The organism is Kutzneria viridogrisea DSM 43870 (genome assembly GCF_000525635.1).
Taxonomy (GTDB): domain Bacteria; phylum Actinomycetota; class Actinomycetes; order Mycobacteriales; family Pseudonocardiaceae; genus Kutzneria; species Kutzneria viridogrisea.
Genome location: NZ_CP007155.1, coordinates 1,244,297 through 1,268,573, shown reverse-complemented (window position 1 = coordinate 1,268,573; position 24,277 = coordinate 1,244,297). Strand labels below are relative to the sequence as shown.

Below are 24,277 nucleotides of genomic sequence, written 5' to 3'. Positions count from 1 at the left end.
GGTCAGCCCTCCCGTCGGGTGCGCGGATCCAGCACCAGGTAGGCCAGGTCGGCCACGAAGTTGGCCGCCAGCACGGACAGGGTGATGATCAGGAAGATGCCCTGCATCAGCGGGTAGTCCTTGGCCCCGACCGCCTGGAACAGCTCGAAGCCCAGTCCGGGGTAGGAGAACACGATCTCCACCAACAGGGTGCCGCCGACCACCAGCCCCAGCGAGAGCGCGAAGCCGGAAACGCTGGGCAGCAAGGCGTTGCGCGCCGCGTAGCTGACCATCACCCGGCGCTCGGACAGGCCCTTGGCGTGCGCCACGGTGACGTAGTCCTCGGCAGCCACCGTCACCATCATGTTGCGCATGCTCAGGATCCAGCCGCTCATCGAGGAGAGCAGGATCGTCACGGCGGGCAGCAGGCTGTGCTGCACCGCGCTGAGCAGGAAGTCCGGGTCCCAGCCCGGTACCAGTCCCGGCTCGTAGCCCCCGGAGGACGGGAAGATCCCGTTGACCCCGGCGAACAGCGCGATGGCGATCAGCCCGAGCCAGAAGTAGGGCACCGAGGACAGGAACGTGGTCACCGGGATGACCAGGTCCAGCCAGGACCCGCGCCGCCACCCGGCGTACACGCCCAGCGCGGTGCCGAGCAGGAAGCTGGCCAGCGTGGTGATGCCGACCAGGGCCAGGGTCCACGGCAGGCTGTCGGCGATCACCGAGGCCACCGGGGTCGGGAAGAACGCGAAGGACAGGCCGAGGTCCCCGTGCAGCAGCTGCGCCCAGTAGTGCCCGTACTGCACGAAGATGCTCTCGTCCTTGTTCAGCCCGAACAGCACGTACAGGGACTGGATCGCCTGGGTGCTGAGCTGTCCCTGCGCGCGGTTGATCAGCGACATCACCGGGTCGCCCGGGATCAGCCGGGGCAGCAGGAAGTTGATCGTGATCGCGATCCAGGCCGTGAGCAGGTAGAAACCCGTGCGCCGCAACAGGTAGCTCATGAGGCCGCCTCCTCGTACAGCCAGCAGGCCGCCCAGTGACCCGGCCGGTCCCCGACCTCCAGCCGGGGCGGGGCCTGCTCTCCACAGCGGGCCATCGCCTTGGGGCAGCGCGGGTGGAACCGGCACCCGGCGGGCGGGTCGATCAGGCTCGGTGGTTCGCCGCCCACGGTGTCCGGGCTGATCCTGCGCTCGGGGTCGGGGGCGGAGTCGATCAGCAACTGGGTGTAGGGGTGGGCCGGGGCCTGCGTGACGGTCTCGCTGTCCCCGCCCTCCACTACCCGGCCCGCGTACATCACCAGCGTGTCGTCGGCGAAGTAGCGCGCCGAGGCTATGTCGTGCGTGATGTAGAGGATCGCCAGGTCGAGCTGTTCTTTCAAGTCGCGAAGCAAGTTGAGCACGCCGAGCCGGATGGAGACGTCCAGCATGGAGACCGGCTCGTCGGCCAGCAGCACCTCCGGGCCCGCGCCCAGCGCCCTGGCGATGGCCACCCGCTGGCGCTGCCCACCGGACAGCTCGTGCGGGAACTTGTCCAGGTAGCGCTCCGGCGGGCTGAGCTGCACCTGTGCCAGCAGTTCCGGCAGGTCCGCAGCGGGCCTGCCGTGCACCCGCAGCGCCCTGGTCAGGTGGTAGCGCACGGTGTGCACGGGGTTCAGCGAGGCGAACGGGTCCTGGAAAATCATCTGAACCCGGCGGCAGTAGGCACGGAACGCCCGCCCGCCGCGTACCCGCACGGACTGACCGTGCAGCCGGATCTCGCCCCCGGTCGGCGGGTCGAGTTGCGCGACCACCTTGGCCACCGTGGACTTGCCGGAGCCGGACTCGCCCACCATCGCGGTGACCCGGCCGCGGCGCAGGGTGAAACTGACCCCGTCCACCGCCCGCACCGCCCGGCGCAGTCGGGTCAGCGCCTCGCGGCCCCGCCTGCGCACCGGGAAGTGCTTGGTCATCTCCACCACTTCCAGCACGACCTCGCCCATGTCAGGACGCCGGCTTCAGGTGCAGCACGATGTCCAGCGCGTTGATCAGCGTGGGCTGCGCGGGACCGTACGGGTTCTGCTCGTCGGGCCAGCCGACCCAGTTGCGAGTGCTGTACTCCCCGCCCGCGTTGGCCGCGGAGGTGGCGATGACCGGCTGCTGCTCCACCATGATCTTCTGCACGGTGGCCAGCGCCGCCGCGCGGCCCGCGTCGTCGGCGGCCTCGGCGTACCGCTGGAGCGCCTGGGTCCCCTCCGGGCTGGAGAACCGGCCGTAGTTGCCGCTGACCCCGCCGGTGCCCACGGGTTTGTACAGGCTGGCGTCCATGATGTTCTGGTAGAGGTCGTACGGGGTGGCACCGTCGTTGGTCCAGTGCATGACGGCGTCGAAGTTCCCGGTGTCCACGGCCTTGAGCCACGCGTCCTGGTTGGCCTTGTCCACGGTTGCCGTGATGCCGATCTTGGCGAAGTTGTCCCTGAGGATCTCCAGGTCGGTGATGTAGTCAGACCAACCCGAGGGGTTGCTCAGGGTGAGCGTGACCGGCTTGCCCGTCGTGTCAAGCAGCGTGTCGCCCTGGTAGCGGAATCCGTTGTCGGTCAACAGCTTCTTCGCGCCTGCGATGTCGACCTTCATCGTCTTGCCCTGGTACTCGGGCGCGATGAAGGAGTCGCCGGCCGGGGTGGGGATGCCGGTGACGTTGTCCGCCTTGGGGTAGAAGTACCCCGCCTCACCCTGGTTGAAGATGTCGTCACGGTTGACCACCATGCTCATCGCCCTGCGCAGCACCGGGTTGTCGAAGGGCTTGCGCTCGGTGTTGAACCACAGGCCGTGCACGGCCAGCATCGCTGGGAACCACAGCTTGAAGTGCTCGGGGTCCTTGCTGGTGTAGACCGCCTTGTAGTTCGGGATGAAGGTGAAGCTCCACTCGCAGGAACCGTTGCCCAGCGCGGTGGTCTGCGCGTTGTTGTCGTTGTACGAGGTGTAGCGCAGTTCCTTGACCTTCGGCAGGTCCTGCCAGTAGCTGTCGCGCACGGTCAGCGTCACCGTCTGCGGGGTGAAGGACTTCAGCGTGTAAGGCCCGGTGCCCACCGGGTTGGCCACGGTGTCGGTGGTGGGGTTGGCCACCTTGGACCAGACGTGCTTGGGCACGACGAAGGTCCGCAGGATCTTGACCTGGTTGACAAACTGCGACTTGTCGAAGGTCAGCGTGACCTGGTTGCCGCTGACACTGATCCCGCCCAGTCGCAGCGCGTCGTAGTTCAGCCCGGGGTTGTCCTTGAGCAACTGGAAGGTGTAGGCCACGTCCTCGGCGGTCATCGGCTGGCCGTCGGAGAACTTCACCCCGTCGCGGATGGTGAGCACCAGCTTGTGGTAGTTCTCCGACCAGTCCCACTTGGTCGCCAGCCAGGGCTTTCCCGGCTCGGTGACTCTGACCGCGTTGGTCATCACCAGCGGCTCGTAGATCATTCGGCGGTACCCCAGCGAGAAGGCCGCCGAGGAGACGATGAACGGGTTGCTGTTGTTGGTCTGTGGCCCGTTGGGCATGCCCACGTTGAGCACCGCCCCGGTGTTGGCCTGCTTGGCCCCGCCACCGCAGGCGGCCAGGCCGGTCAGCGCGAGCGCACCCGCCAGCACGAGTACAACCGATCGCTTGACGCGCATGGGCTTCTCCCTACTCGTCGAGCCGCGACGGTCCGCACCGCGCCGTCCTGCCCGGGATCAGTGACGGGAGTCAACCCCGGTGACCCCCGTCACGTCAATAACGAACAGGTTACGAATTTAGGCTAAATTTAAGTCGTGAGATAACTATCCGCGCACCGCACCACTGACCAGGTCAAGCCGCCAGTAGCGTTGCAGGGCAAGGAAAAGAACGATCACTGGCAGCACGGCCAGCAGGGTGCCCGTGATGACCAACGAGTACAGCGAGGCCTCGGCGGCCCCGTGCCGCAGCAGGCTGTAGAGGCCCACGGTGAGCGGGAACTTCCCGTCATCGCTGGTCATCACGAAGGGCAGCAGGAAGTTGTTCCAGATCGCGATGAACTGCAACAGGAACACGGTCACCAGCCCCGGGGTCATCAGCCGCAGACCCACCGTGGCGAACAGCCTGAACTCCCCCGCCCCGTCCAGCCTGCCCGCCTCCAACAGGGTCTGCGGCACCGAGGCTGCGGCGTAGATCCGGCACAGGTAGATGCCGTACGGGTTGAACAGCTGTGGCAACAGCACCGCGAGGTAACCGCCTGCCAGCCCCACCTTGGACAGCACCAGGTACTGCGGGATGGCCAGCACGATCTGCGGCAGCAACACGCCCGCCAGGATCACGTTGAACAGCAGGGTCCTACCCCGGAACCGGTACATCGCCAGCGCGTACCCGGCGGCAGCGGACACCAGCGAGGCCGCGACACCGCCGATCGCGGCGTAGCCGAAGCTGTTGAGCATCCAGTGCCAGAAAATGCCGCCGTCATAGGCCGAGAGGTCGGCGAGGTTGCTCAGCAGGCCCCCGCCGAACGAGGGCAGGTAGGTCGAGGTCGAGAACAGCTCGGTGCGCGACTTCGTTGCCGCGACGAGGATCCACAGCGTGGGCACCACGCAGTACAGCGCGCCGAGCACGAGCAGAAGTGTCGGCAGCGGGGCAGGGCGCCGCCGGACCACGGTCATGATGCGGCCCGTGACTGCACGAAGCGCGAGGCCACCCAGGAGACGAGCAGCGCCGCCGCCGTGAACAGCACCGAGGTGGCCGCGGCGTGGTTCAGGTCGGAGTCCACGAAGGCATCGTCGTAGATCTTCATCAGCGGCACCCAGGTGCTGGATATGGCGTTGGACAAGGGTTTCAGAGTGTTCGGCTCATTGAACAGCTGGAGCGAACCGAGCACGGTGAACAACGCGCACATGGCGATCGCCGGTCGCAACAGCGGGATCTTGATGCGCAGGGCCATGCCCAGCTCGGTGCAGCCGTCGATGCGCGCGGCCTCGTGGACCTCGGTCGGCACCGAGCGCAGGGCGGTGCACAACACGATCATGTTGAAGCCCACCGCGCCCCACACGGAGATGTTGGCCACGGAGAAGAACACGCCAACCGAGCTGAAGAAGTCCACGTGGTCCCCACCGATCGGGCTGGTGGCCGGCAGGTACAGGAAGCCCCACATGAGCGTGGCGATCACCCCGGGCACGGCGTAGGGCAGGAAGATCGCCAACCTGGTGACCTTGGCCAGGCGCACCCTCGGCACGTCCAGCAGCAGTGCGAACAGCAGGGCCAGGCCCACCGTGGCCGGGATGACGATCACCCCGACCAGGACCATGCGCCCGATCCCTGACCACAACTCGGTGTCGGCGAGCACGGCGCGGTAGTTGTCCAGCCCGGCGAACACCTGGGTGGTGCTGGAGCCGAGCAGACCGCCGGAGACCTTGCGGGCCTGGAAGCTGAGCACCAACGCGTAGCCGCCGGGCACCAGCACGAACAATAGGAACAGCACGACAGCGGGCAGCACCAGCAGGTACGGCAGCGCGGTGCGCCTGAGCCTTCGGGTGGCGGCCATCAGCTCACCGCGAAGCCGAGCTTCTTCATGTCCGCCACTGTCGAACTCTGCACGGCGTCCAGCGCCGCACCGAACGAACCGCCGGATTGCAGCGCGGCTGCGAACCGATCGGTGTAACCGCTGAAGGTCACCGTGACGTTCGGCCCCCACATGGAGAAGCTGCGCGCGGTCGGTGCCACGCCTTTGACCAAGTCGTAGAAATTGGCCTGGTCCGGGAAGAACGCCGGAGGGGAGGACAGCACGGGCAGCGAGCGACCAGCAGTGGCCGCCGGGTAGATGTTGATCTGCCTGATCTGCGCGGTGATCGCCTCGGCGTCGGTGTTCAGCCAGGAGGCGAACTGCGCGGCCTCCGCGGGGTGCTTGGCGTCCGCGGTGACGGTGGTGGCCGAACCGCCCCAGATGCCGGTGGCCCTGTCCCCGGGGCTCCACGCGGGTAGCGGGGCCACAGCCCACTTGCCCTTGGTGGCAGGCGCGATGCCACCGAGCTGGGCCGGCGCCCAGGCCCCGGAGATCCAGGTGGCCAGCGAGCCGTCGTTCATCTGCTTGTTCCACTGCGGGGAGAACGACGGGTTCTTGGCTACCAGCCCGTCGGCCACCAGCTTCTGCCAGTAGTCGGCGACCTTCTTGGAGGCTGAGCCGTTGATGTCCACGCGCCAGGTGTCGCCGCTCGCGCTCCACCAGTCGGCGCCCGCCTGCTGCATCAGCCCGGTGAACCAGCCGGGGTCGGCGGCGTCGAAGTTGGTCATCGACACCGCGGGCGCCTTCTGGTGCAGGGTGGCCGCCGCGGTGGCGTAGTCCTGCCAGGTGGTCGGCACCTCGATGCCGTACTGCTGGAAGATGTCCTTGCGGTAGAACAACATCAGTGGGGCGACGTCCTGCGGGACCCCGTAGACCTTGCCGTCGAACCTGGTCGAGCGCAGGGTGGGCTCGTCGAACTGCCGGACGGTGTCGGCGGTGTACTGGCTGATGTCGGCGACAACCCCGTTGGACACCAGCGAGGGCAGCGACTGGTACTCCACCTTGGCCAGGTCCGGGCCGTTGCCAGCCTGGTGCGCCGTGACCATCTTGGCCACCAGCTGGTCACCGCCCGCGGGATTGGTCAGGGTCACGTGGATGTCCGGGTGGGCGGTGTTCCAGATCGCCACGACCTGGTCCATGTTGGGATCCCAGTCCCAGAAGCTGAGGTCCACCTTGCCGCCGGTGGCCGCGGCACCGCCGCCACCACAGCCGGTCACGAGCAGAGCGCCGGCCAAGACCACACCGGCGAGTCGCCACTGACTCTTCATCCTGTGCTCCCGCTCACTCCCACTTAGTACACGGCTTAACCTAAGTCGCTAGAAACACCTGGTCAACACAGACTTTCAGGCCGTCCAGGCCAGGGTGTCCGGGTCGACCGGGTGCCGCAGTGGCCGCCCGCCCACCACGCGCACCACCTCCTCGGCGGCGGCCTGCCCCAACCGGACCAGCTCGGTACCCATGGCACCGGCCACGTGCGGGGTGAGTACCACGTTCGGCAGCTCCCACAGCGGCGAGTCCGGTTCGGGCACCTCCGGCTCGGTCACGTCGAGCACCGCGGAGATCCGCCCGCTGCACAGCTCGGCCTCCAGCGCATGCTGGTCCACCAGGGAGCCGCGCGCGGTGTTGATCAGCGTCGCGCCCGTGCGCATGGCCGCCAGCCGCGCCGCACCGACCATGCCCCTGGTGCGTTCCACCGCGGGCGCGTGCAGGGACACCACGTCGCTGACCACGAAGAGCTCGTCCAGCCCGACCAGGCGCGCCCCCAGCGCCGCCGCCTCGGCCTGACCCAGGTACGGGTCGCTGACCACCAGGTCCAGGTCGAACGGCGCGAGCAGTCCGAGCACCCGGCGGCCGATCTTCGAAGCGCCGACGATGCCCACCGTGCGCCCGAAGTTGCCCACCTCCGGATAGCGCCGCACCGCGTCCACGTCGTGCCGACTGCGCCGGTACTCCACCGACAGAGCGGGTATCCCCTTGTTGGCGCTGAGGATCATCGCCACGGTGTACTCGGCCACCGGCACGGCGTTGGCGTGTGCCGCCGAACTCACCACGATGCCCCGCTCAAATACAACATCGTCCACATGGGATTTGACTGTCCCCGCCGCGTGCACGACCGAGCGCAGTTTCGGTGCTGCCGCAAGCACTTTGCCGTCGATGCGCGGGCAGCCCCAGCAGGTGAGCAGCACGGTGGCCGGAGCCAGGCGGGCGCGGGCCTGCGGCGAGTCGAACTCGGTGAGCGGGGTCCAGTCGTCGACCAACCCGGCCAGTAGGTCCATTGTGGACTTCGGGAAGAGCCTCGCGGGCAGCCAGGGCGCCATCGCGGGCACGACGGTGTTCACCGGCTCGCCCAGAGCAGGCCGCGGTGGGTCAGCGCGTGGACCGCGGGGTCGCACAGGTCGGCCACCCGGTGCCCGATCGCCGAGAAGAAGACCTTGCCCGCGCCCCACCGCCGGGTCCACACCACGGGCATGGTCGCGGGCTTGCGGGACTCGACGAGTTCGGTGCTGGCGAGCACCTCGTTGTTCGGGTCGGTGAGCATCCAGTACTGCTCGGTGGTGATCGTGAAGTCGGGCAGTCCCGCGACGATCGGGTGATCCGCGTGGGCTCGTTCGACGCGGACCCGGTACTCGACGAACTCCTCGGGGTGGTGCAGGAAGAGGCCGCCGACCATACGCAGGTAGTCCCGGCTGTCGGTGAAGGTCCCGACCACTCCGCCGTGCCAGCCCGCGAACCCGGTTCCCGCGTGCACCGCGGCGGTGAGCCCGGCGCACTGCTGTGCGGTCAGCGTGCCCTGCGACCAGCACTGCACGATCAGGTCCGTGTCAGCGAGCAGTTCCTCCTGGCAGTACACGTCGAGCGTGTCCGAGACGGTGATCTCGAACCCGGCGTCGAGCAGGCCCTGCCGGAACAGTTCGGTCGCCGCCACCGGAACGTGGCCGGGCCAGCCGCCCCGCACGATCAGCGCGCGGCTCACCGGCGGGCCGCCCAGTCCGGAATGGACAGTGGTGTGCGCTGCACGCCGATCCACTGGCGCCTGGTGAACCCCGGCATCTGGTTCTCCGCGCCGTGCCTGGCGTGCGCGTCGTTGACGTGCACCTCACCGGCGTGCAACTGCTCGGCCACCGCCATGCCGCGCATGAGGTCCGTGCTGAACACGGAGTTCATCAGCGCGGGGTGCCGGTTTGCCAACTCGACTGCTTCCCGCTCGCTGCCCACGACCGTTACCGGGATGACCGGCCCGAAGACCTCCTCGCGGAACACGGGCATCTCCGGGGTCACCTCGGCCAGCACCGTGGGCTGGTAGAACAGCCCCTCGTGCTCGGCGCCTGCGAGCACTGTGGCGCCCTGCGCCACCGAGGGCAGCACGATCTCCTGGTGCACGCGGTGGACCTGCCGCTCGCTGATCAGCGGTCCAAGGTCGGTCTCGGCCAGCATCGGGTCGCCCACGCGCAGCGCCTTGGCCCGTGCGGTAAGCGCTTCCAGGTACGCGTCGGCTACCTCGCGGTGCACGAGGTGCCTGCTGGCGCTGATGCAGGTCTGCCCCTGGAACTCCAGCGAGGCGATCACCGCGCAGGAGGCCGCCAGCTCCACGTCGGCGTCGTCCAGTACGAGGAAGGCGTTGGAGCCGCCCAGTTCCAGGCGGATCGGCCGCAGGTCTCGCGCGGCGTGCGCGGCAATGCGCAGCCCGATCTCGCGCGAACCGGTGAAGTCCATCAGGTCCAGGCCTGGGTGCGCGGCCAGTGGCTGGCCCGCGTCCGGGCCATCGCCGGTGACCACGTTGAACACCCCGGGTGGCAGCCCCGCCTCGTGCGCGGCGGCGGCGAGCACCTGGCCGCCAATGACCGGGGTCAACTCCGCTGGCTTGAGCACTACCGTGTTACCGAAGGCCAGCCCGGGGGCAACGGCCCGCATCGCCAGGTTCATCGGGTAGTTCCACGGGGTGATCAGGCCGAGCACGCCCAGTGGCACCGCGCGGGACAGCGAGAGCTTGCCCTGTTTGTAAGGCGGCAGGATGTCGCCGGCGTTCTCGGTGGCCTGCACCGCGGAGATGTGCAGCTGACGGATGCTGGTGCCGACCTCGTCCTCCGCCTTGGCCCGCACCCCGCCGGTCTCCCGGATGCTCTGCTCGACCAGTTCCGGGTAGCGGGCCTGCAGGACCTCCGCGAACGCGCGCAGGTGGCCCGCGCGCTGCGGGGCGGACAGCGCCGCCCAGCCGGGTTGCGCCGCGCGGGCCGCCCGCACCGCTCGGTCCACGTCGTCCGCGCCACCGAGCGCGTAGCTGCCGATCTGCCGACCGGTGGCCTTCTCGTGCACCGGGCCGGTCCGCCCGGACTCCGCCGCACAGAAGGCCCCGTCGAGGTAGAGCTGACCGTCACCGACTTTGTCCATGACTTAAGCTAAGTCTGAAGACAACGAGCGGTCAACAGGTCCGACCGGATGGCGGCGAGCAGGACACGCGGGTTCGGCAACGGAGCCCCGCCGCCACAGAGCGGAGCTCGGCCGCGCCAGAACGACGGTCAGCTACCGAGAGCGGTGCACCCAGGCAGCGGGACTCGCACGCCCCAGAGCAGGTCTCGGCCGCTGGGGAGCTGGGTCGATCACGCCGGGGTGGGACTCGGCGCCCGGGGGCGGGACTCGTGGGCAGGAAGCCGGGACCCGCACACCCCAGGACGGGACTCGTGGCCAGGAAGCCGGGACTCGACTGCCGCAGCGCGGGACTCGCGCACCTCAAGGCGGGACTAGACCGACGCACGGCGGGACTCAGCGCGGGACGGGTTCGGTCACGCCGAAGCGGGTCTCGCGCACCGGAGATCGGGACGCCGGCGCCCGCAGGCCGGGACTACTGGGCCCGACAGCGGGACTCGGCCCCGAAGCAGGGCGGGTTCGGCCACGCCAACGCGGGACTCACGGACCTCAGAGCGGAACTCGCACACCCCAGAGCGGGACTCGACCGCCGCAGAGCGGGACTCACCACTAGACAGCGGGACTCGCACGCCCCAGGACGGGACTCGCGGGCAGGAGGGCGGGACTCGCGCACCGGACAGCGAGACTCGGCCGCAACAGGGCGGGTTCGGTCACGCCAGCGCGGGACTCGCAGGCTGGACAGCGGGATTCGCGAACCTCAGAGCGGGACTCGGCCACCAAACAGCGGGACTCGCCGGTGGGTGGGTCAGCGCGGGACGGCGCCGCCCTCGGCGAGGAACTGGCTGATCGGCAGGGTCGCCGCGCCCAGTGCCACCGCCTCGGGCCCGAGCTGGCCGAGCTCGACGCGGGTCTGCTCGAACAGGTAGGACAGCGCGTGCCGTCGCGCGGCGTCCAGCACCCCGGGCATCATGCGCACGCCGAGCACCTGGCTGACCCAGCCGGAGAGCACCACGCGGTCCGGGGTGAGCAGGTTGACCAGGTTGGCGATGCCCACCCCGAGGTACTCAGCGGTGGACGCGATCACCTCGGCTGCCGGTCCCGGCACCGTGGCCAGGTCGGCCAGCTCCTGCAGCCGCGACTCCGTGTCGGCCGCGGTGAGCGGGGTGCTGCCGGGCAGTTCGGCGTACCGGGCGAGGATGCCCTCCGCGCCGAGGTAGGCCTCCAGGCAACCCCGTGAGCCGCAGCGACAGGGCAGGCCACCGGCCTGCACGACGGTGTGCCCCCACTCCGTGGTGCTGGTCGACCCGCGCTGACCGTCCAGCCCGGTGGCCAGCGCGGCGCCCACGCCGACCCCCAGCAGTGCGACCACCGCGCGGTTGGCACCCCGTCCGGCGCCGCGCCACATCTCGGCCTGCCCCAGGGTCCGCGCGCAGTTGTCCACGTGCAGCGGGGCGGCGATGCCGGGCGCCAGCATGTCCCCGAGCGGGACCTGCCGCCAGCCGAAGGTGGGCGCGTGCACCACCCCGCCGGGCCGCACGGAGCCGGGCACGCCCACACCGATGCCCAGCAGGCGCGCCGGGTCCACGCCGGGGGTCGCGGCCACGGCGTCGATGCCGGTGCGCACGAGCCGGGCCACCTCAGCCGGTTCGAGCCCGGTGGAGGCGATCGGGTAGGTGGCCGTCGCCACGGTGTCCAGGGTGCAGTCGAACAGCCCGACCTCGATGTGCGTCTCGCCGATGTCCACGCCGACCACGTGCCCGTGACCGGGGTTGACCCGCAGCAGGGTGCGCGGCCTGCCGCCGTCGGACTCCACCGAGCCCGCCTCCACGACCACCCCGTCGGCGATCAGGTCGGAGATGACGTTGCTGACCGTGGCCGAACTCAGCCCGGAGGTGCCGACCAGTTCCAGCCTGCTGCGCTGACCGTGCAGGTACAGACTGGTCAGCAACGCGGACCGGTTGTGCCTGCGCAGGTCTCGGGTGGTCTGTTGGACTGCTCGCGTCACGGGTCGATCCTGTCAGGGTCCGGCCGGGCGGCAGGGGCGCAGCGCTTAGTTGGCCAGTTAAATTATGGCGTAGATTTAGTGGCTGGTGCATCCTGTGGCCAGCAACAGCCGTTCGATGGGTGGCCGATGGAACCGAAGCGCACCACGGTACGCGACCTGCGCAGGCACAACCGCTCGACGCTGCTCACCAAGCTGTACTTCGACGGCCCGCTGAGCAGGCACGAGCTGAGCGGGACCACCGGGTTGAGCGCGGCGACGGTCAGCAACGTCACCGGGGAACTGGTCGAGGACCGGCTGGTGGTGGAGGCCGGGCTGGTGGAGTCCGACGGCGGCAGGCCCAGGGTGCTGCTGCGGGTCGACCCCGGCTACGCGCACGTGATCGGCATCGACCTCGGCGAGACCGGGGTCAAGGTGGAGCTGTTCGACCTGGTGATGAACCGGCTGGCCGCGGTGGACAACCCGCTGCCCGCCAGCCACCCGGACCCGGCGGCCGTGGTCGCCGAGATCGCCACCGGCCTGGACGAGGTGATCAGCACCGCCGAGGTGGACCCGGGCAGCGTGCTCGGCGTGGGCATCGGCGTGCCGGGCATCGTGGAGCAGGGCCCCACGGTGCTGGTGCACGCGCAGACCATCGGCTGGGACTCGGTGCCGCTGGTCGACCTGCTGCGCGCCGCGGGCACCGACCTGCCGCTGTTCGTGGACAACGGGGCGAAGACCCTGGGCCAGGCGGAGATGTGGTTCGGCGCGGGCCGGGGCGCGCGGCACGCGGTGATCGCGCTGATCGGCTCGGGCGTGGGCGCCGCGGTGATCACCGACGGGGCCAGCTACCGGGGAGCGACCTCCAGCGCGGGCGAGTGGGGGCACACGACGATCAGCTACGGCGGGCGGGCCTGCCGCTGCGGGGCGCTGGGCTGCCTGGAGGCCTACGTCGGCGCGGAGGGCGTGCTGGACCGCTACCGGCGTGGCCGGGGCGGGCGGGTGGCCGAGCAGGACGAGCAGTCCGGGCTGGACGCGCTGATCACCGCGGCGGGCCGGTCGAAGGCCGCGGCCAAGGTGCTTGAGGAGACCGCGGGCTACCTGGGCTCGGGCATCGCCAACCTGATCAACCTGTTCAACCCGGAGCGCATCGTGCTCGGCGGCTGGGCCGGGCTGAAGCTGGGCGCGCACCTGCTGCCGGAGATCCGGCGGGCCACACTGGCGCACGCGCTGCGCGAGCCGTACAGCCAGACCTCGATCGAGCTGTGCCAACTGGGCCCGGACGCGGTGGCGGTCGGTGCGGCCACCCTGCCGGTGGCGGCCCTGCTGGAGCAGGGTGCCGACTTCCGGCCGAGGCGCCGGGCCGCCTGAGCGCAGCCAGCTCTAGCCAAGCACTTTTCTTGAGTCTAAAATCATGTCGTGTACGTAGCCGGGAGAGACTCGGTGCGAAGTCTTGCCGACCTGGTCTAGACCTCGCATACTGGTGCCCCTTCGGCCGCGTCACAGCCCTCCGCCAGGGCACCGGTCGCAGCACGCCGCTGGCCACCCGCTGGCCGCCGCCTCAGTGGCGTTTCTCGTTCCCCTGCACGAGAGGCGAGCACGATGTCAACACGATCCACCCGAGCCCTCACCGCGCTGGCGGTGGCGGCACTGGCCGTACTGGGCGCGACCCTGCCCGTCCAGACCGTGGCCGCCGCCCCCTCGGCGGCCAGCTTCACCGACGACTTCGACGGTCCCGCGGGCAGCCCCGCCGACGGCGGCAAGTGGCAGTACGAGACCGGGGACAACGTCAACAACCACGAACTTCAGTGGTACACCTCGGGTTCGGCCAACGCCGCGCTGGACGGCCAGGGCCACCTGGTGATCACCGCGAAGAAGGAGAACCCCGGCAACAACAACTGCTGGTACGGCTACTGCCAGTACACCTCCGCCCGGCTGAACACCACTGGCCGGTTCACCCAGGCATACGGGCACGTCGAGGCGCGCATGCAGGTCCCGCGCGGGCAGGGCATGTGGCCCGCGTTCTGGATGCTCGGCGACAACATCGGCAGCGTGGGCTGGCCGAACAGCGGCGAGATCGACATCATGGAGAACGTCGGCTTCGAGCCGGGCACCGTGCACGGCACGATCCACGGCCCCGGCTACTCCGGTTCCGGCGGGGTCGGCGCGGGCTACGGCCTGCCCGGCGGACAGGCGTTCGCCGACGGCTTCCACACCTTCGCCATCGACTGGGCCCCCGACCGGATCAGCTGGTCGGTGGACGGCAACGTCTACCAGACCAGGACCCCCGCCGACGTCGCGGGCAAGCAGTGGGTGTTCAACCACCCGTTCTTCATCATCCTCAACCTGGCGGTCGGCGGCTACTGGCCGGGCAACCCCGACGGCAACACACAGTTCCCCGCGCGGCTGGTGGTCGACTACGTGCACGTGACGACCAGCAACTCCGGCGGCGGTGGCGGCGGGCGGATCACCGGCCTCGGCGGCAAGTGCGTGGACGTGGCCAGCGCCAGCAACGCCAACGGGACCGCCGTGCAGCTCTACGACTGCAACGGCACCAACGCCCAGCAGTGGACCACCTCGGGCTCCAGCATCCAGGCGCTGGGCAAGTGCCTGGACGCGGCCGGTGCCAACTCCGCGAACGGCACGAAGGTCCAGCTCTACGACTGCAACGGGTCCGCGGCACAGCAGTGGACGCGGCCCGGTGACGGCACGATCCGCGCGCTGGGCAAGTGCCTGGACGCGACCGGCAACAGCTCCGCCAACGGCACGGCCTTACAGCTCTGGGACTGTGCCGGCAGCGCCAACCAGAAGTGGACCGTTTCGGCCTGAGCACGTGAAGTCCGGTTCGGCGATGACGCGCGCCCTGATCCGCGCAGACCGCGAGGAGACATCATGTTGAAGAGGACGATCGCGCTGTTCAGCGGCGCGCTCGGCACGCTGGCGATGGCCGCCGTGCCCGCACTCGGTGCCGACGCGACCGGCCCGATCACCGGGCTCGCGGGCAAGTGCGTGGACGTGGCCAGCGCCAGCAACGCCAACGGGACCGCCGTGCAGCTCTACGACTGCAACGGCACCAACGCCCAGCAGTGGACCTTGAGCGGCAACACCTTACGCGCGCTGGGCAAGTGCCTGGACGTGGCCAGCGCCAACTCCGCGAACGGCACGAAGGTCCAGCTCTACGAGTGCAACGGGTCCGCGGCACAGCAGTGGACGGTGTCCGGCAACACCCTGCGGGCACTGGGCAAGTGCCTGGACGCGACCGGCAACAGCTCCGCCAACGGCACGGCCCTGCAACTGTGGGACTGCACGGGATCGGCCAACCAGCAGTGGCAACCCCCGAGCGGGACCACCCCGCCGCCGTCGGGCAGCTCGGGCATGGCCGTGGCGCCGTACTACTACAACGGCTGGGGCAGCCCGCCCGACCCGCGCACGATCATGTCGGCCACCGGGGTCAAGTGGTTCACGATGGCCTTCGTGCTCAGCAACGGCTACTGCGCCCCGGCCTGGGACGGCGGCCGTCCGCTGACCGGCGGGGTGGACCAGGGCACGGTGAACGCGGTGCGCTCGGCGGGCGGTGACGTGCTGCCCTCCTTCGGCGGGGCCAGCGGCACGAACCTGGAGTCCTCCTGCGGCAGCGCGAACGAGCTGGCCGGGGCGTACCAGAAGGTGATCAACGCCTACGGGCTCAAGGCGATCGACATCGACATCGAGGGCGGGACCTACAACAACGGCACGATCCAGCAGCGGGTGATCGACGCGCTCAAGATCGTGCGCGCGAACAACCCCGGCATCACCGAGTACGTGACCTTCCCCAGCGACCAGGGCGGCCCGGACGGCAGCATGATCGGCAGGGCGGCGGCCTCCGGGCTCACCGTGGACGGCTGGACGATCATGCCCTTCGACTTCGGCGGCGCGGGCCAGAACATGGCCACGCTGACCCAGCGCGCCGCCGAGGGCCTGAAGAACACCGTGCGCGACGCCTACGGCTACACCGACGACCAGGCGTACCGGCACAGCGGCATCTCCTCGATGAACGGCATCACCGACAACAACGAGAACGTCAGCCCGGACAACTTCCGAGCAATCCTCGGTTACGCCCAGCATCACCACCTGGCCCGGCTGACCTTCTGGTCGGTCAACCGGGACCGCCCGTGCGGCGGGTCCTACCCCAACGACGACACCTGCTCCGGGGTCGGCCAGCAGGCGTGGGACTTCACCCGGATCTTCGCGCAGTACACCGGGTGAGACCCGGTCGGCGGCGCGGTCCCAGCCGCGCCGCCGACCGGTCACCGCCACCGCAGCATCTGGCACAGCTCGGGTCTCCCGGCCGCGCGGACCAGTTCCTGGAACGAGCGGCAGGAGTTGTGCGCCTCGACCCGGCGTTCGTAGTACCGGCTGGACACGGCGCGGTCCACACCGCCCACCCGCAGCCGCCACGCCCAGTGCCTCGGCCCGGCACGCACGGTCGTGCTGACGGCCGAGGCGATGTGGTCGCACAGCAGGCGAATCGCCGCGGTGCAGGAGTCCACGTCGGGAAAGGCGAAGGCCGCGTGGCCGAGGTCCCTGTTGTTGGCGGACATGAAGCGCCAGCTCACCGCGCTGTCGCTGGCGAAGAGCTGGAAGCGGGGTGTGGCCACGGCAAGACCCCCGTGTCGGTGTACAACCGGGCAGAGGGCGCACAGCGTGCTGCCCGGAGGTGGCCACCAGGCATCCGCAGGTGGAAGCCCAGATTTCCGGCAGGCTCACGGGACACGGCGAGGGTTCGTTAGCATTTTTCCACCGGGTTCACCCGATCGTCGTCTCCCCCGCGAGAGGGACGCGTCGGGTCGTACCGGGGTATGACGCACTGGCACGGACCGCGCGCCTACCGTGAGTACATGCGCATCTGGGTGTCCACCGCCATCACGACCGTGGTCGTGGTGCTCTTCGGCGCGGCCAGCTTCGCCACCGACGGCTTCGGCATGTTCCCGCACGAGTACGACCTGCGCACCGAGATCACCGGCACGGGCAAGGCCGCGCGCATCGACCTGACCTGGCCCGGGCAGGTCGAGAGCAAGCCCAGCAGTGGGGACCTGCCGTGGTCGGCGCGGGCCCGCACCGGGTTCGGGTTCTTCACCCTGCTGGCCACCGGGGTGCCCGAGGACGCGACCTGCCGATTACTGGTGGACGGCAGGGAGGTGGTGCGGAGCACGGTCCGGGGCGGGGAACTCAGCTGCGAGTACTCGGTGCAGGACGAGAAGGACGCACGCTGAACCACGGGCGCGCACTACTCTGCTCGTGTGGCCGTGACCGATCTGAAGGACATCTCGTTCCCGGTCAGCGCAGGTCTGTGCGTGGCGGCGTTCGGCTACAAGCTGCCCGCGCTGTTCACCGCGCGCCGGGACTCCGCCCTGGTCGCGCTGCTCGCGGCGCTGGTGTTCAAGGCGGTGGCCTTCACGCTGTCCATCGCGGCCGTCTCGGCCTGGGTGGACGCCACCACGGGTGTGCCCAACCTGGCCGCGCTGGGCATCCACAGCTTCGGCGGGCCGCTGTTCGGGGCCGCCATGCTGGTGGTGGTCGCGCACTGGCTGCACCCGCCGGAGGTGGCGGCCCGCCGGTCCCGCTGGATCCTGCTCGCGGCGCTGGCCGTGCTGGTGTCGATGGTCGGCCTGTGGCTGACCGCCGAGGTGGGCGTGGGTGCCCGGTCGGTGCACTTCCTGGTGGACAACGCCGACCGGCCGGTGGTGGTCGCCTACCTGCTGCTCTACGTGGTGTCCGCGGCCGTGGCGCTGGTGGAGACCACCCGGCTGGCCGTGGGCTACGCGCGCCGCATCGGGGACCGCTGGCTGCGCGCGGGGCTGCGGCTGATCGCCCTGGGCTCGGTGGTCTACCTGGGCTACTACGCCAACCGACTGTCCGCGGCGGTGGCCGCCCCGCTGAACCTGGAGCCGCTGAACTGGGAGTTCCTCACGCCAGTCGCGACCGGTATCGGCATGCCGCTGATCGTGATCGGGCTGACCATCCCCTCCTGGGGTGAGCGGCTGGCCCGGCTGGGCTCCTGGCTGGCCGACTACCGCGCCCACCGCAGCCTGTACCCGCTGTGGCGCGACGTCAGCGCGGCCGTGCCCCAGGTGGTGCTGGACCCGCCCACCGGGCAGCTGGGTGAGCTGCACTACGAGCTGTACCGCAGGGTGATCGAGATCCGGGACGGCTGGCTGGTGCTGCGGCCGTACATGAGCGCGGAGCAGGCCGAGGAGCTGACCGAGCGCGGGCAGCGGGCCGGGCTGAGCGGGGACCGGTTGCGCGCCGCGGTGCGGGCCGCCCAGCTGACGGCGGCGCTGCGGGCCCGCGCGGCCGGGCAGCAGGTGGCCGCCGACGGATACGCTGCCGAGGACGAGGGCACGGACCTGCGCGCCGAGATCGCCTGGCTGGTGCGGGTGTCCCGGGCCTACGCGCGGTCCCCGTTGGACAGGAGCAACTAGTGTCGGTCGCCGGAACCTGGCGGTTGGAGTCCTTCGCCGTGCGCGACGAGCAGGGCAACGCGGTGTCCTACCCGATGGGCGAGGACCCCAGCGGCATGCTGGTCTACACCGAGGACGGCTGGATGTCGGTGCACCTGAGCCACGGCGGGCGTCCGCACTTCGCCGGGACCAGCCAGCGCGCGGGCAGCACCGAGGAGAAGTCCGCCGCGATGGAGACCTACTTCAGCTACGCGGGCAGCTACGAGTTCACCGGGGACAAGGTCTTCCACCGCATCGAGGTCAGCTCGTTCCCGAACTGGGTGGGCACCGAACAGTGGCGCGAGCCGGAGCTGGACGGGGACCTGCTCACCCTGCGCACGCCCGCGGTGGACGGCAACCGGTCCACCCTGGTCTGGCGCAGGGTGGCGAAAACCGGGTGACCGCCCGCGGCGGGCGCTGCTAGCGTGCGCCGCGACACTGGCTGCGAAGAGGAGTCCGACATGCGGGGAAAGACCGTCGAGGTAGAAGCGCAACTGACGGTCGCTCCCCCGAGGATCCCTCTTGAACATCGGAATTCTGGCCCATGTCGACGCCGGTAAGACCAGCCTGACCGAACGCCTGCTGCTGCACGCGGGCGTCATCGACCGGCTCGGCAGCGTGGACGCGGGCAGCACGCAGACCGACTCGCTCGAGCTGGAGCGCCGCCGCGGCATCACCATCCAGTCCGCGGTGGTCTCCTTCACCGTGCGCGGGCAGCGCGTCAACCTGATCGACACCCCCGGGCACTCCGACTTCGTCGCCGAGGTCGAACGGGCGCTGCGCGTGCTGGACGGCGCCGTGCTCGTGGTGTCGGCGGTGGAGGGTGTGCAGGCGCAGACCCGCGTGCTGATGCGCACCCTGCGTGGGCTCGGCACGCCCGTGATCGTGTTCGTGAACAAGGTGGACCGCGCCGGGGCACGGTACGAGCAGGTGCTCGCGGAACTGCGCGAACTGCTGGGCCTGGACTGCGTGGCCATGAACTCGGTGTCCGGGCTCGGCACCCGTGACGCCTCGGTGCGGCGGTTCTCCTGGCATGACAAGGAGTTCCTCGAACAGCTGGCACTCGCCGACGAGCGGCTACTCGCGTCCTATGTGGACGATCCGGTGCGGGTCAGCGAGCAGGACTGCCTGCGGGCGCTGCGCGGGGCCAGCCCGGTGTACTTCGGGTCGGCGGTCACCGGGGTGGGCGTGGCCGAGCTGGTCGACGGGGTGCTCCGGCTGCTGCGGCCTCAGGAGCCCACGACGGACGCGCTGCGCGCCAGCGTGTTCAAGGTCGAACGGGGCCGTGCCGGGGAGAAGGTGGCCTACGCCCGGGTACACACCGGTGTGCTGCGGGCGCGCTCGGTGGTGCCGCTGCACCGCCGCGACCCGTCCGGCGCGGTGCTGGAACTGACCGGCCGGGTCACCGGGGTGGAGGTGTTCGAGCACGGCGCCGCCACGGTGCCCGCCGAGGCCGGGCCGGGGCGCATCGCCAAGGTGCGCGGCCTGCGCGAGGTGCGGGTCGGCGACCAGCTGGGTTCGGCCGAGCCGCTGCCCGCCGGGGGCTTCTTCGCGCCGCCCAGGCTGGAGACCGTGGTGCGGGCGCCGGACCGGGCGGCGCTGCACGAGGCGCTGCGGCAGCTCGCCGAGCAGGACCCGCTGATCAACCTGAGCCGGCACGCGGACGGGGAGATGTCGGTGCGGCTGTACGGGGAGGTGCAGAAGGAGGTCATCGCCGACACGCTCGCCGAGACCTTCGGCGTGCTCGCGGAGTTCGAGCCGACCAGCACCGTGTTCGTGGAGCGGCCGGTGGGCGTGGGCGAGGCCGTGGAGGAGATGGACTTCAGCGGGCGGCTGCTGTTCTACGCCACGGTTGGGCTGCGCGTGCAGCCCGCGCCGCCCGGTTCCGGCGTGAGCTTCCAGCGCGCGGTGGAGCTCGGCGGCCTGCCGCTGGCCTTCCACAAGGCGATCGAGGAGTCGGTGCGGGACACGCTGCGGCAGGGCCTGCACGGCTGGGAGGTCGTGGACTGCGCCGTCACGCTCACCCGCACCGGCTACGCCAGCCCGATCAGCGCCGCCGGGGACTTCCGCAAGCTCACGCCGCTGGTGCTGATGCAGGCCCTGCGCCAGGCGGGCACCACCGTGCTGGAACCGCTGGACGAGTTCGAGGCCGAGGTGCCCGCCGACTGCGCCAACCCCGTGCTGCTCGCGCTCGCCGAGTGCGGGGCGCAGGTCCGCGACTCCAGGATCCGCGCGGCGACCTGCGTGATCGGCGGGGTGTTGCCCACCAGCGCCGTGCACGGGCTCGAGCAGCGCGTGCCCGCGCTGACCCGTGGCGAGGGCGTGGTGCTGAGCCGGTTCCACGGGCACCGGCCTTACCGCGGACCGGCGCCGCACCGCCCGCGCACCGGCGCCAACCCGCTGGACCGCGGCGAATACCTGCTGCACACGTTCGGCCGCGGGTAAGGGCCCTTACACCGCTGCACTGCGTGACTGCCCACTGCGGCGCAGGGGGCCTCAGCACGAATCTGATCGCACGACATTCGGAGGACAAGACCGTGTGGGGGAATATCGTGAGCCAGGACATCTACGTCAAGCAGGTCCAGCAGGAACGAAGGCAGGCCGCGGCCATCGAGCGGCAGGCCCGTAAGCCGAGGGCGAAGCAGCGCTGGTGGCTGCGCCGCGGTTCGGGAAACTGACCGGTCCGGTCACCCTGGGTGTGCCACCATGGGGTGTGCCCCGCCTCGGATCCGGAGTCCCGCTGGTCGGACGCCGTGCCGAGCTGGATCGCCTGCACGCGGCGCTGACCGCGGCGGGCACCGGCCAGGCGGGGGCCGTGCTGATCTCCGGCGACGCGGGCGTTGGCAAGTCGAGGCTGCTCGCCGAACTGGTGGAGCACGCCCGGTCGCGCGGCATGGCCGTGCTCACCGGGCGCTGCCTGGACGTGGGCGAGGTGGGCCTGCCCTACCTGCCGTTCGTGGAGGCGCTGAGCGGGCTGGACGAGGAGCACGCGCAGTCCCTGCGGCAGCGGCCGGTGCTGGGCAGGCTGCTGCCCGGGCTGGCCGCGCCCGACGGGCGGACCGGCGCCGACCAGGCCATGGAGCAGTTGCGCCTGTTCGACGCGGTGCACGGCCTGCTGGGTGAGCTGGCCGGGGAGCGCGGACTGCTGCTGGCGCTGGAGGACCTGCACTGGGCCGACGCCTCCACCCGCGACCTGGTGCGGTTCCTGCTGTCCCGGTTGGACGCGCAGCGAGTGCTGGTGCTGGCCACCTACCGGGCTGAGGACCTGCACCGCAGGCACCCGCTGCGGCCGGTGCTCGCCGAGCTGAGCCGTCTGTCCACTGTGGACCGGATCGAGCTCGCCCCGTTCGACGAGGCCGAGGCGGGCGCGTTCGTGTCCGCGCTGACCGACGGGGCGCTGCCCGAGCAGGCCGTGCGCGGCATCGTGGAGCGCTCCGAGGGCAACGCCTTCTTCTGCGAGGAGCTGACCGCCGTCTACGGTGCCGGGGGCGGGGTGCCGACCGGGCTGGCCGAGCTGCTGCTGGCCAGGGTGGAGCGGTTGAGCCAACCCGCCCGCCGGGTGATCCGCGTGGCCGCCGGCGCCGGGCGGTCGGTGGCGCACACCACCCTGCACGCCGTGTCCGGGCTGCCCGAGGCGGAACTGGAGGAGGCGCTGCAGGAGTCGGTGCAGCACAACGTGTTGGTGTCCGATCGGGACGGTTACGCGTTCCGGCACGCCCTGCTGCGCGAGACGGTGTACGGGGATCTGCTGCCCGGTGAGCGGGTCCGGGTGCACGCGGGCTACGCGCGCGTCGCGGAGGCCGAGGGCGCCTCGGCTGCGCTGGCCCACCACAGCATGCGCAGCCACGACCTGCCCACCGCGCTGGTCGCCTCGGTGCGCGCGGCCAACCAGGCCAGTGAGATGCGCGCGCCCAGCGAGGCACTGCGGCACCTGGAGCAGGCCTTGCAGCTGTGGGACGTGGTGCCCGATCCCGAGCTGTTGACCGGGTCCGCGGAGCTGTCCCTGCTGTGGACGGCCTCGGTGATGGCCTCCGCGGCGGGCGAACCGGAACGGGCCGCCGCGTACGCCAGGACCGCCGTGGCCAAAGCGGACGCCACGGCCGCACCCGAGTCGCGGGCCTACGCGCGGCACCAGTTGGCGACGACCCTGTTGCCGCTCAACGTGTACGGCTCCGAGGTGTCCACGGTGGTGGACGAGGCCTGGGAACTGGTCCGCGACCGGCCGCCCAGCGCGGCGCGGGCCAAGGTGCTCGCGCTGCGGGCCAGGGTGTGGGTGTGGACCGCCGAGCACGGGCTGACCGTGGACGAGCTGCGGGTCTGCGCCGAGGCCGCGCTGGCCGACGCCCGGCGGGTGGGCGCGAGCGCGGTGGAGGCCGACGCCACCATCACGCTGGCCGTGTTCGCCGAGTGGGAGGGCCGCACCGGCGAGGCGATCCAGCTTTGCCAGCGCGCGATCCGCAGGGCCGTGGGGATCGGCGCGTACCAGGTGGAGTACCGGGCCCGGCTGAACATGTCGATCAACCTGTTCTTCCAGGACCGGATCGCGGAGTCGGTCGCCGAGCTGGAACTGGCCTGCCGTCGCGCGGGTGAGATCGGGCTGCCCTGGGCCGACGGCGGGGTGCGGGCCCGCTGCGGGCTGGCCTGGGTCCGGTTCCTCATCGGGGACTGGGCCGGTGCGAGGGCCGCGGCCCAGGTCACCGAGGCGCCGCCGCTGGCCGCGGCACGAGTGCGCGCCTCGACGTTGTGCGTGCTGGCCGCCCAGGGTGAGTTCGAGCAGTTGGACGCCACGGTGCGCGGGTTGGAGGAGCACTCCAGGGACGCGCTGACCCGGACCACCACCGCCATCGCCGCGGCTGAGGCCGCACTGTGGCGCAACGAGCCCGAACGGGCCGTCGAACGAGCCCGAGAGGCGATGAACTGGCTCGCGGCCCAGGCCAGGATGGAGGTGCCCAACGCGCTGTGGATCGCCTGCATCGGCGTGTCCGCCATGGCCGACGTGGCCGAGCGGGCGCGCCGCCGCCGCGACCACGCCACCCTGGACCGGGCGGTCAGCGCGGGTGAGCAGTTCCTGACCATGCCGCAACTGCACAGCCACTGGCCGACCGACGGGCACCTCAGCTTCGAGCAGCGCGCGCCCGAGGCCCGGGCCATGAAGGCCAGGGTGGCGGCCGAGACGAGCCGCCTGCACGGGCACGACGAACCCGCGCTGTGGCAGGTGGCCGTACATGAGTCGCAGCGCATGCCGTACTGGCGGGCCCTCGCGCAGTGGCGGCTCGCGACCGCGCTGCTCGCCCGCGGCGACCGTCCGCAAGCCGTGCAAGTGCTGCGCCAGGCCCACGACACGGCCGTCGACCTGGGCACCGAACCGCTGCGGGCCGCCATCACCGCGCTGGCCAAGCGCGCCCGCATCACGCTGTCCGAGCAGGAGGCACCGCCCGAGCCGCCCAGCACGTTGACGCCCCGTGAGCGCTCCGTGCTGGAACTTGTCGCCAACGGGCTCACCAACCGCCAAGTCGGCGCCCAGCTCTACATCAGCGAGAAGACCGCCAGCGTGCACCTGTCACGGGTCATGGCCAAACTGGGCGCGAGCAGCCGCACCGAGGCCGTGTCCCTGGCCTACGACCGCGGGCTGCTGAGCTGAGGATTCGAATGGCGGAAAGAGTTCGGTCCGCGACCTGTGAGGCCCGGCCCCCAGAACAAACAACAAGAGGCCTGCATTCACGCTCTCCGCGAATACAGGCCTCTTGGTGCTGAGTGGACTCGAGCCCCTGTTCCTCACACTGCCAGTGGTTCAACACGCACCCCTGCTCCAGCCCGGCCAGCGTGAAGCTGGGCCACCACGCCGCACATGCCTTTGCGCCACAGCACGTTCTGGCCACTGCATCGACGCGGCTCATGACGACGAGGCCACATCACCGCCGCCGTGCTCAAGCTTGGCTATGC

General features: G+C 70.6%; 20 protein-coding genes. 9 read left to right on the top strand and 11 right to left on the bottom strand.

Features of this window, described 5'->3' with window-relative positions; genetic code table 11:
- Positions 1-2: 2 nt before the first annotated feature.
- The 10 genes from KALB_RS05900 to KALB_RS05855 form a co-directional block, all read right to left on the bottom strand.
- Positions 3-983: an ABC transporter permease gene (locus KALB_RS05900; protein ID WP_025354800.1), complete on the bottom strand. Its 981-nt coding sequence runs from the start codon at positions 981-983 to the stop codon at positions 3-5.
- The gene (locus tag KALB_RS05895) at positions 980-1,960 is read right to left on the bottom strand and encodes an ABC transporter ATP-binding protein (RefSeq protein WP_025354799.1); all 981 of its coding nucleotides are present in this window, start codon (positions 1,958-1,960) and stop codon (positions 980-982) included. Before KALB_RS05895 ends, KALB_RS05900 begins: the two co-directional genes overlap by 4 nt.
- Position 1,961: 1 nt before the next feature.
- Complete coding sequence (locus KALB_RS05890) at positions 1,962-3,620, bottom strand: ABC transporter substrate-binding protein (protein WP_025354798.1); 1,659 nt, start codon at positions 3,618-3,620, stop codon at positions 1,962-1,964.
- A 144-nt stretch (positions 3,621-3,764) separates the two neighbouring features.
- Complete coding sequence (locus KALB_RS05885) at positions 3,765-4,613, bottom strand: carbohydrate ABC transporter permease (RefSeq protein ID WP_025354797.1); 849 nt, start codon at positions 4,611-4,613, stop codon at positions 3,765-3,767.
- Positions 4,610-5,491 (bottom strand): carbohydrate ABC transporter permease, encoded by an 882-nt coding sequence (locus tag KALB_RS05880; RefSeq protein WP_025354796.1) that lies wholly within the window; start codon positions 5,489-5,491, stop codon positions 4,610-4,612. The genes KALB_RS05885 and KALB_RS05880 overlap by 4 nt, the downstream gene beginning before the upstream one ends.
- Positions 5,491-6,777: an ABC transporter substrate-binding protein gene (locus KALB_RS05875; protein WP_025354795.1), complete on the bottom strand. Its 1,287-nt coding sequence runs from the start codon at positions 6,775-6,777 to the stop codon at positions 5,491-5,493. The genes KALB_RS05880 and KALB_RS05875 overlap by 1 nt, the downstream gene beginning before the upstream one ends.
- Before the next feature lie 75 nt (positions 6,778-6,852).
- Entirely contained in the window at positions 6,853-7,848 is a 996-nt protein-coding gene (locus tag KALB_RS05870; RefSeq protein ID WP_201771884.1) for a hydroxyacid dehydrogenase, read from the bottom strand.
- Positions 7,845-8,483, bottom strand: a complete 639-nt coding sequence (locus tag KALB_RS05865) for a ThuA domain-containing protein (RefSeq protein WP_236650184.1) — start codon at positions 8,481-8,483, stop codon at positions 7,845-7,847. Before KALB_RS05865 ends, KALB_RS05870 begins: the two co-directional genes overlap by 4 nt.
- On the bottom strand, positions 8,480-9,898 hold the full coding sequence (locus KALB_RS05860) for an aldehyde dehydrogenase family protein (protein ID WP_025354792.1): 1,419 nt from the start codon (positions 9,896-9,898) through the stop codon (positions 8,480-8,482). Before KALB_RS05860 ends, KALB_RS05865 begins: the two co-directional genes overlap by 4 nt.
- A gap of 781 nt (positions 9,899-10,679) precedes the next feature.
- Positions 10,680-11,879, bottom strand: a complete 1,200-nt coding sequence (locus KALB_RS05855; protein WP_025354791.1) for an ROK family transcriptional regulator — start codon at positions 11,877-11,879, stop codon at positions 10,680-10,682.
- Positions 11,880-12,005: 126 nt separating this feature from the next.
- Here KALB_RS05855 and KALB_RS05850 point away from each other — a divergent pair, with 126 nt between their 5' ends.
- From KALB_RS05850 to KALB_RS05840, 3 genes are all read left to right on the top strand, one after another.
- Positions 12,006-13,226: an ROK family transcriptional regulator gene (locus KALB_RS05850; RefSeq protein WP_025354790.1), complete on the top strand. Its 1,221-nt coding sequence runs from the start codon at positions 12,006-12,008 to the stop codon at positions 13,224-13,226.
- 231 nt (positions 13,227-13,457) lie between these two features.
- On the top strand, positions 13,458-14,684 hold the full coding sequence (locus KALB_RS05845) for a glycoside hydrolase family 16 protein (RefSeq protein WP_030108784.1): 1,227 nt from the start codon (positions 13,458-13,460) through the stop codon (positions 14,682-14,684).
- A 63-nt stretch (positions 14,685-14,747) separates the two neighbouring features.
- Positions 14,748-16,100, top strand: a complete 1,353-nt coding sequence (locus KALB_RS05840) for a chitinase (protein WP_025354788.1) — start codon at positions 14,748-14,750, stop codon at positions 16,098-16,100.
- A gap of 41 nt (positions 16,101-16,141) precedes the next feature.
- Here the strand turns inward: KALB_RS05840 and KALB_RS05835 are convergent, their stop codons facing one another.
- The gene (locus KALB_RS05835; RefSeq protein ID WP_025354787.1) at positions 16,142-16,492 is read right to left on the bottom strand and encodes a hypothetical protein; all 351 of its coding nucleotides are present in this window, start codon (positions 16,490-16,492) and stop codon (positions 16,142-16,144) included.
- 240 nt (positions 16,493-16,732) lie between these two features.
- Between KALB_RS05835 and KALB_RS05830 the strand changes: the two genes are divergently transcribed.
- The 6 genes from KALB_RS05830 (at position 16,733) to KALB_RS05810 (ending at position 23,975) form a co-directional block, all read left to right on the top strand.
- Complete coding sequence (locus KALB_RS05830) at positions 16,733-17,107, top strand: hypothetical protein (RefSeq protein WP_148309366.1); 375 nt, start codon at positions 16,733-16,735, stop codon at positions 17,105-17,107.
- A 27-nt stretch (positions 17,108-17,134) separates the two neighbouring features.
- Positions 17,135-18,316: an MAB_1171c family putative transporter gene (locus tag KALB_RS47485; RefSeq protein ID WP_052360433.1), complete on the top strand. Its 1,182-nt coding sequence runs from the start codon at positions 17,135-17,137 to the stop codon at positions 18,314-18,316.
- A complete protein-coding gene (locus KALB_RS47480; protein ID WP_025354784.1) occupies positions 18,316-18,735 on the top strand; it encodes a lipocalin-like domain-containing protein in 420 nt (139 codons plus the stop codon). Before KALB_RS47485 ends, KALB_RS47480 begins: the two co-directional genes overlap by 1 nt.
- Positions 18,736-18,856: 121 nt before the next feature.
- The gene (locus tag KALB_RS05815; protein ID WP_035971140.1) at positions 18,857-20,779 is read left to right on the top strand and encodes a GTP-binding protein; all 1,923 of its coding nucleotides are present in this window, start codon (positions 18,857-18,859) and stop codon (positions 20,777-20,779) included.
- Positions 20,780-20,886: 107 nt separating this feature from the next.
- On the top strand, positions 20,887-21,012 hold the full coding sequence (locus tag KALB_RS49760; RefSeq protein ID WP_268872238.1) for a hypothetical protein: 126 nt from the start codon (positions 20,887-20,889) through the stop codon (positions 21,010-21,012).
- 35 nt (positions 21,013-21,047) lie between these two features.
- Complete coding sequence (locus KALB_RS05810) at positions 21,048-23,975, top strand: helix-turn-helix transcriptional regulator (RefSeq protein WP_042220267.1); 2,928 nt, start codon at positions 21,048-21,050, stop codon at positions 23,973-23,975.
- Positions 23,976-24,277: the final 302 nt, after the last annotated feature.